This window comes from Brachyspira sp. (genome assembly GCF_050873525.1).
Classification (GTDB): Bacteria; Spirochaetota; Brachyspiria; order Brachyspirales; family Brachyspiraceae; genus Brachyspira.
In genome coordinates this window covers 1-5,049 of record NZ_JBNMIZ010000193.1, presented here as the reverse complement: position 1 = coordinate 5,049, position 5,049 = coordinate 1, and the positions used below count along the sequence as shown (strand labels likewise).

General features: G+C 29.6%; 7 protein-coding genes. 3 read left to right on the top strand and 4 right to left on the bottom strand.

Translation table 11 applies throughout. The features are described 5' to 3' along the window. Together ACR0QS_RS10910 and ACR0QS_RS10905 are read right to left on the bottom strand one after the other, a co-directional pair. Positions 1–518, bottom strand: a 518-nt coding sequence (locus tag ACR0QS_RS10910) for a DUF438 domain-containing protein (protein ID WP_432633476.1), incomplete at its 3' end; no start/stop codon positions are given. A gap of 72 nt (positions 519–590) precedes the next feature. Further along, complete coding sequence (locus tag ACR0QS_RS10905) at positions 591–968, bottom strand: STAS domain-containing protein (protein WP_432633475.1); 378 nt, start codon at positions 966–968, stop codon at positions 591–593. A gap of 185 nt (positions 969–1,153) precedes the next feature. Here ACR0QS_RS10905 and ACR0QS_RS10900 point away from each other — a divergent pair, with 185 nt between their 5' ends. Then, the gene (locus ACR0QS_RS10900; protein ID WP_432633474.1) at positions 1,154–1,876 is read left to right on the top strand and encodes a hypothetical protein; all 723 of its coding nucleotides are present in this window, start codon (positions 1,154–1,156) and stop codon (positions 1,874–1,876) included. An 18-nt stretch (positions 1,877–1,894) separates the two neighbouring features. Continuing rightward, complete coding sequence (gene nadD, locus ACR0QS_RS10895; RefSeq protein WP_432633473.1) at positions 1,895–2,476, top strand: nicotinate (nicotinamide) nucleotide adenylyltransferase; 582 nt, start codon at positions 1,895–1,897, stop codon at positions 2,474–2,476. Here nadD and ACR0QS_RS10890 read toward each other — a convergent pair. Next, a complete protein-coding gene (locus tag ACR0QS_RS10890; RefSeq protein WP_432633472.1) occupies positions 2,473–3,033 on the bottom strand; it encodes an outer membrane barrel protein in 561 nt (186 codons plus the stop codon). The two genes, nadD and ACR0QS_RS10890, sit on opposite strands and share 4 nt — an antisense overlap. 152 nt (positions 3,034–3,185) lie before the next feature. Next, the gene (locus ACR0QS_RS10885) at positions 3,186–3,746 is read right to left on the bottom strand and encodes a hypothetical protein (protein ID WP_432633471.1); all 561 of its coding nucleotides are present in this window, start codon (positions 3,744–3,746) and stop codon (positions 3,186–3,188) included. A 119-nt stretch (positions 3,747–3,865) separates the two neighbouring features. Between ACR0QS_RS10885 and ACR0QS_RS10880 the strand changes: the two genes are divergently transcribed. Next, positions 3,866–4,759 (top strand): hypothetical protein, encoded by an 894-nt coding sequence (locus tag ACR0QS_RS10880; protein WP_432633470.1) that lies wholly within the window; start codon positions 3,866–3,868, stop codon positions 4,757–4,759. The last annotated feature ends 290 nt before the right edge of the window (positions 4,760–5,049 follow it).

Genomic DNA, 5,049 nt, shown 5'->3' with positions numbered 1-5,049 from the left:
TTTTTAAACTCTTCTATAACTATATAATCGTCTTTATAATTTTGATTAATATTTTCGTTATCTATGGCGTCCGTCAAAATTAAACTTCTTATATAAAAAAATCTTTTTGCTTCGTCTATAGTCATTCCCGATTCGACAAGTTCATGCATAGCGTTGTGCATTTCTATTGCCGATACTTTATTCAATTTTTCGGCAAATTCTTTTTTAATAATTTCTATATTTTCTCCGTTATGAAGTCGTTTTATTAAATCTTTCAATATTTCGTTTCTATCGTTATTTTTATTTTCATTGATTGTAAAAGCAAATCCTTTTTCTTCAAACTTTTTTATAATATCTTGCATATTTATATTTTTTATTTTAGAAGCTTTATCTATAGTCATTAATTTAGCCATGGTATTAAACATAACGGGATTTTTTATAGCTTCAAAACCCAAATCAGATAATATATTTTTTATTTCAGGGTATTCTTTGCATAATTCATAAATATTTTTATTCGTATTTATTAATTTTTTTGTCATTATATTATTCTCCTAAATTAGAATTTATTTGTTTTATTATTCTAACAAATTATATCATGTTTATAAATTTATTCAAGCGTATTTGCTATTTTGGATTATGCCGAAATTATATAAAGCGTCATTAATATCTTTAAAAGCTTCTAAAGAATTGGATAATTCCATAAGATTATAATCGTTTTTTACTGCGCCCGAAATATCGGAAACTATTATATCTCCGTTCGATTTTGAAATCTCTTTTTTGAATTCTATTAAATATTTCCATATATCTTTTTCAATAAAAAAACATTCGGAAAGATTTAATATAATTTTATTTATGCCGTTTTCCGTAAATTGCGATAACAAACTTTTTATTTGCGGAATATATTCGCAATATACATTATCGTAAAGACTCAAAATTACGACCGAATTCTCTTTTAGAATATAATCGATTTTTAACGAACAATATTTCATATCCATAAGATAACAATTTTTTTCAAATCGTCAATAAATAAATTTTCTAAAATTTTAAAGTTTATTCTGCATAAAAGTTTTAATTATTGAATTTTTCTTAATTATTATTTATACTAATTTTAAAACTTATATAATTTGATTAGGTTTATTTATGTTATTAAAAATAAATAATTAAAGGATTAAAAATGACTAAAGTAGAAGCTATCGAATGCGTTTTAGAACAAAATGGAGGAAGCGCAAACTTAAATACTATTTATGAGAAAATTCAAAAATTTTATCCAAAGGCAAAAAAAAGTTCCGAATGGGAAGCTGGAATTCGCGGAGTTATTTATAGAGAACTTAAAGAAGGAAATCGATTTAAGAAAATAGGAATTAGTATTTACGCTTTAAAAGATTACAAAGAAAATCCTTTGCCAAAAGTTAGCGAAAAAATCAAAATGCATTCGTTTATGCAGGGAATCTGCTTGGAACTTGGAAATGCAAGAAATTATTTGACTTATACAGCCGACCCTTCAAAACTTTATCGAGATAATGTTTATTTGAAAGATATTGCAAATTTAAAAACCGTTCCAAATTTTACTTATAAAGAAATTACAAAAGAGATTAGACGAATAGATGTTTTATGGTTTAATAATGCAAAATATGCGTTTCCGCAATGCGCGTTTGAAGTCGTTGACAGCGTCAATACTCTTAACGGAGCTTTTAATCGCTGCTTGCAACTAAAAGCTTTTGCCACTAAATTTATTATTGTAGCTCCGCAAATTCATTATAAAAAATTTAAGCAAAAATTAGAACTTGAAATTTACCAAGATAAAAAGAATTTTTTTAAATTTGTCAATTATGATGAAATGATGGAAACTTATGAGCATGTAGTAAAAGGGCTAAAAAATAATAATTGGTTAATTTAAATTACGGATTTTATCATAATGAAAATAGCTATTCTTGGCGGAACATTCGACCCTCCTCATTTGGGACATTTGATTTTAGCCGACACCGTTATTAAAGAATTGAATTACGATAAAGTTTTATTTATTCCGAGCAAAATTCCTCCTCATAAAAATATAAGCGGGGAAGTTTCAAATGAAGACAGATTAAATATGCTCAAACTTTCGATAGAAGACGACAAAAGATTTTCATTTGACGATTACGAATTAAAAAGCGAAGGAATTTCTTATTCTATAAAAACTTTAAATTATTTGTATCAAAATTATAATATTGACGGAAAAATCGCCTTGATTATAGGAGCGGATTTAATAAAAGATTTTCACAAATGGAAAGAGCCAGAAAAATTATCCGAACTTGCAAATATTGTGGCGGTTAATAGAGAAGAAAACGAAAATTTATTTAAAGAAAATATAGAAAAATATAATATCAAAATTATAATCGCTCCAAGAATTGATATTTCTTCCACTTTGATTAGAGAGAGAATAAAGAAAAATAAAGCGTTTAGATATTTTTTAAACGATAAAGTTTACAATTATATAATTTCTAATAAGTTATATTCTTAAAACCAATATCTAAATCCAAAGTCGCCAGAAAATCTGAAGAAAGACGCGAATGTCCAGCCCGTATAACTCGGATACCAGCCGAAAGTTCCGAATCCTCTGCTTCCTATAGAAATAACGCTTAATCCCGGCGTAATTTGAAGAAAAATCTCCCAATCTCTGTCGACTATAAACGAAACTCCAACGGGCATTCTAAAAGCCGCTTCTATATTCCAATATCTATTTCCGAATCCAATTATCGCTTCGAGTCCCGGTCCCAAATATAGCCTCACATCCGATTTTCCCAAGTCGCCAAGTTTTGTAGTAAATCCCCACCAGTCGGCGCTCGCACTTAATCCAAACCAGCTCCAGCCTTTTGACGAAATTCCTATATTGAATATTCCGCCGAACACAAATGGAATTCCCTCAAATTTTCCCGTTATTCCCAAAGATGCCTGACTCGGAAAACTAAAACGAATAAAGAAACCCGCCGCACTTCCAGACGGATAATCAGCAAAAAGTTTATTATATGACGACAGAGAGATTATAATAATAAAAGTAAAAAGGATTATTTTTTTCAATTTCAAAGCCTTAAAAATTACATAAATTCTAATATTAAAAATTTTCTTTATTATAAAAAATTATTAAAAAAAGTAAAGTTTAAAAATATTACATAAAAAGTCCCGCATAAAGCGAGACTCTATATTAAAATAGAAGAGAAAGAAAACAAAAATTAGAACCAGTATCTGAATCCGAATTCGCCTCCAAACCCTAACAAACCGTTTAGCCAGAATCCTCCGCCGTCTCCGATACGCGCGCCAAAGACATAAACTCCGGGACTTCCAACGGCTACAACATTTACAGTCGGAGCAATCTCTATAAATATTTCCCAGTTTTGTTTAACAATAAATGAGAAACCAACGGGCATCCTCAAACCTGCGGTTAAAAACCAGTATCCTCCGCTGCCAAAGTCAACCGTAAAAGCTCCGCCAGGTCCCAGATAAACCCAAGCATCCGAATCTCCAGCGGGACCAAAATTATGTTTGAATCCCCACCAGTCCGCGGTAAAACCTACTCCGAAATGACCGACTCCGAATCTTACAGTTCCTCCAAACATTACGGGAACTTTTTGAGATTGTCCAGTCACTCCTATCGCGCCTCCAACTGGCCAGCCTCCCATGAGCATAGCGCCAACCGCGTCTCCGTCCGAGAAAGCCGCTTGCGCTTTTGTAGGAATAGCAATTATTAAAGCTATCGCTACAGATACAAATAATATGATTTTTCTTAATAACATATTACTCTCCTTGTTTTTAATTTTTTACTATTATAATAAGAAAAAAAAAATGTCAAGCGTTTTATAATAAAAAATTCATAAAAAATGCAAAATTCTTCATTTTTTCCGATAAAATAACAATGTTTAAAGATATAATTTATTTCATAGCGATTATTTTTTCAAAAACTTTTATAGATTTATTTAGATTATTCGGAAATATAATAATTTTCGGCTTTATTCTATATTTGCTCTCTTCTATGACGAGGAGAATATTTGCGAAAACTTTGGGAGCGAAAACCGAACTTTATATAACGGGCTGGATTGGAACTCCGATTCATGAACTTTCGCATGCTTTATTCTGCATCATATTCAATCATCAAATTAACGATATAAAATTATTTACCACAAAATCGGATACAATCGGTTATGTTCTTCATAGCTACGATTCGAGGAGCTGGTATCAGCAAATAGGAAATTTTTTTATCGGAGTCGGACCTATTCTAATCGGCGCTTTGATAGTTTATTTTCTTTTTTTATTATTAGCGCCCGAACTTAAAGAAAATATTTTTTCGGTTAATATTAATTATGATAAATCCGCTGGAATATTGAATATGATTTATAGCGGAATTTCAAATATTTTTATTTCCATATTAAATATATTTTCAAATATTGTTAAAAATATTTTTGCTAGTCAATCTTATAAAAATATTGGATTTTGGATTTTTATTTATCTTTCAATTTCGATAGCCTCGCATATGGAATTGAGTCCCGCCGATATTTCGCATGCTTGGAAAGGAATGCTCGTAATATTTGCCGTTTCTTTGATTTTTAATACTTTTCTTTTGATAGTAAAAATAATTTTTAATTTGGAGATACCAGAAAATTTATTATTGTTTGTCGATAAAGCTTTAAATATTTATTCTTCGATTTTAATATTTTCATGCATTATTTCTTTATTCAATTTTTTAATTTCTTATATAATTTTAACTCCGATTAATTTTGTGAAGAATAGAAGTTTAATTAATCCTTTTTAGAAATTTTATTTTTAAATTTAGTTTTATTAATAGCAGATTGATTTGATTTGTCATTACGCACTATAATGAAGTAATCTATTCTGTGTGGATTGCTTCGCCTCCATTGAGGCTCGCAATGACAAGTAAAATAAAAATTGCAATGACGAGATAAAATAAAGTCAGCAATGACGGTGCAAAAAGAATTGTCATTACGAGGTTTTGAAAAAACTGAATTAATCCACTTTAATTTGGATTGCCACGCTCACGCTCGCAATGACAAATATATTAAATTTTTTCATAAATTCACTAAT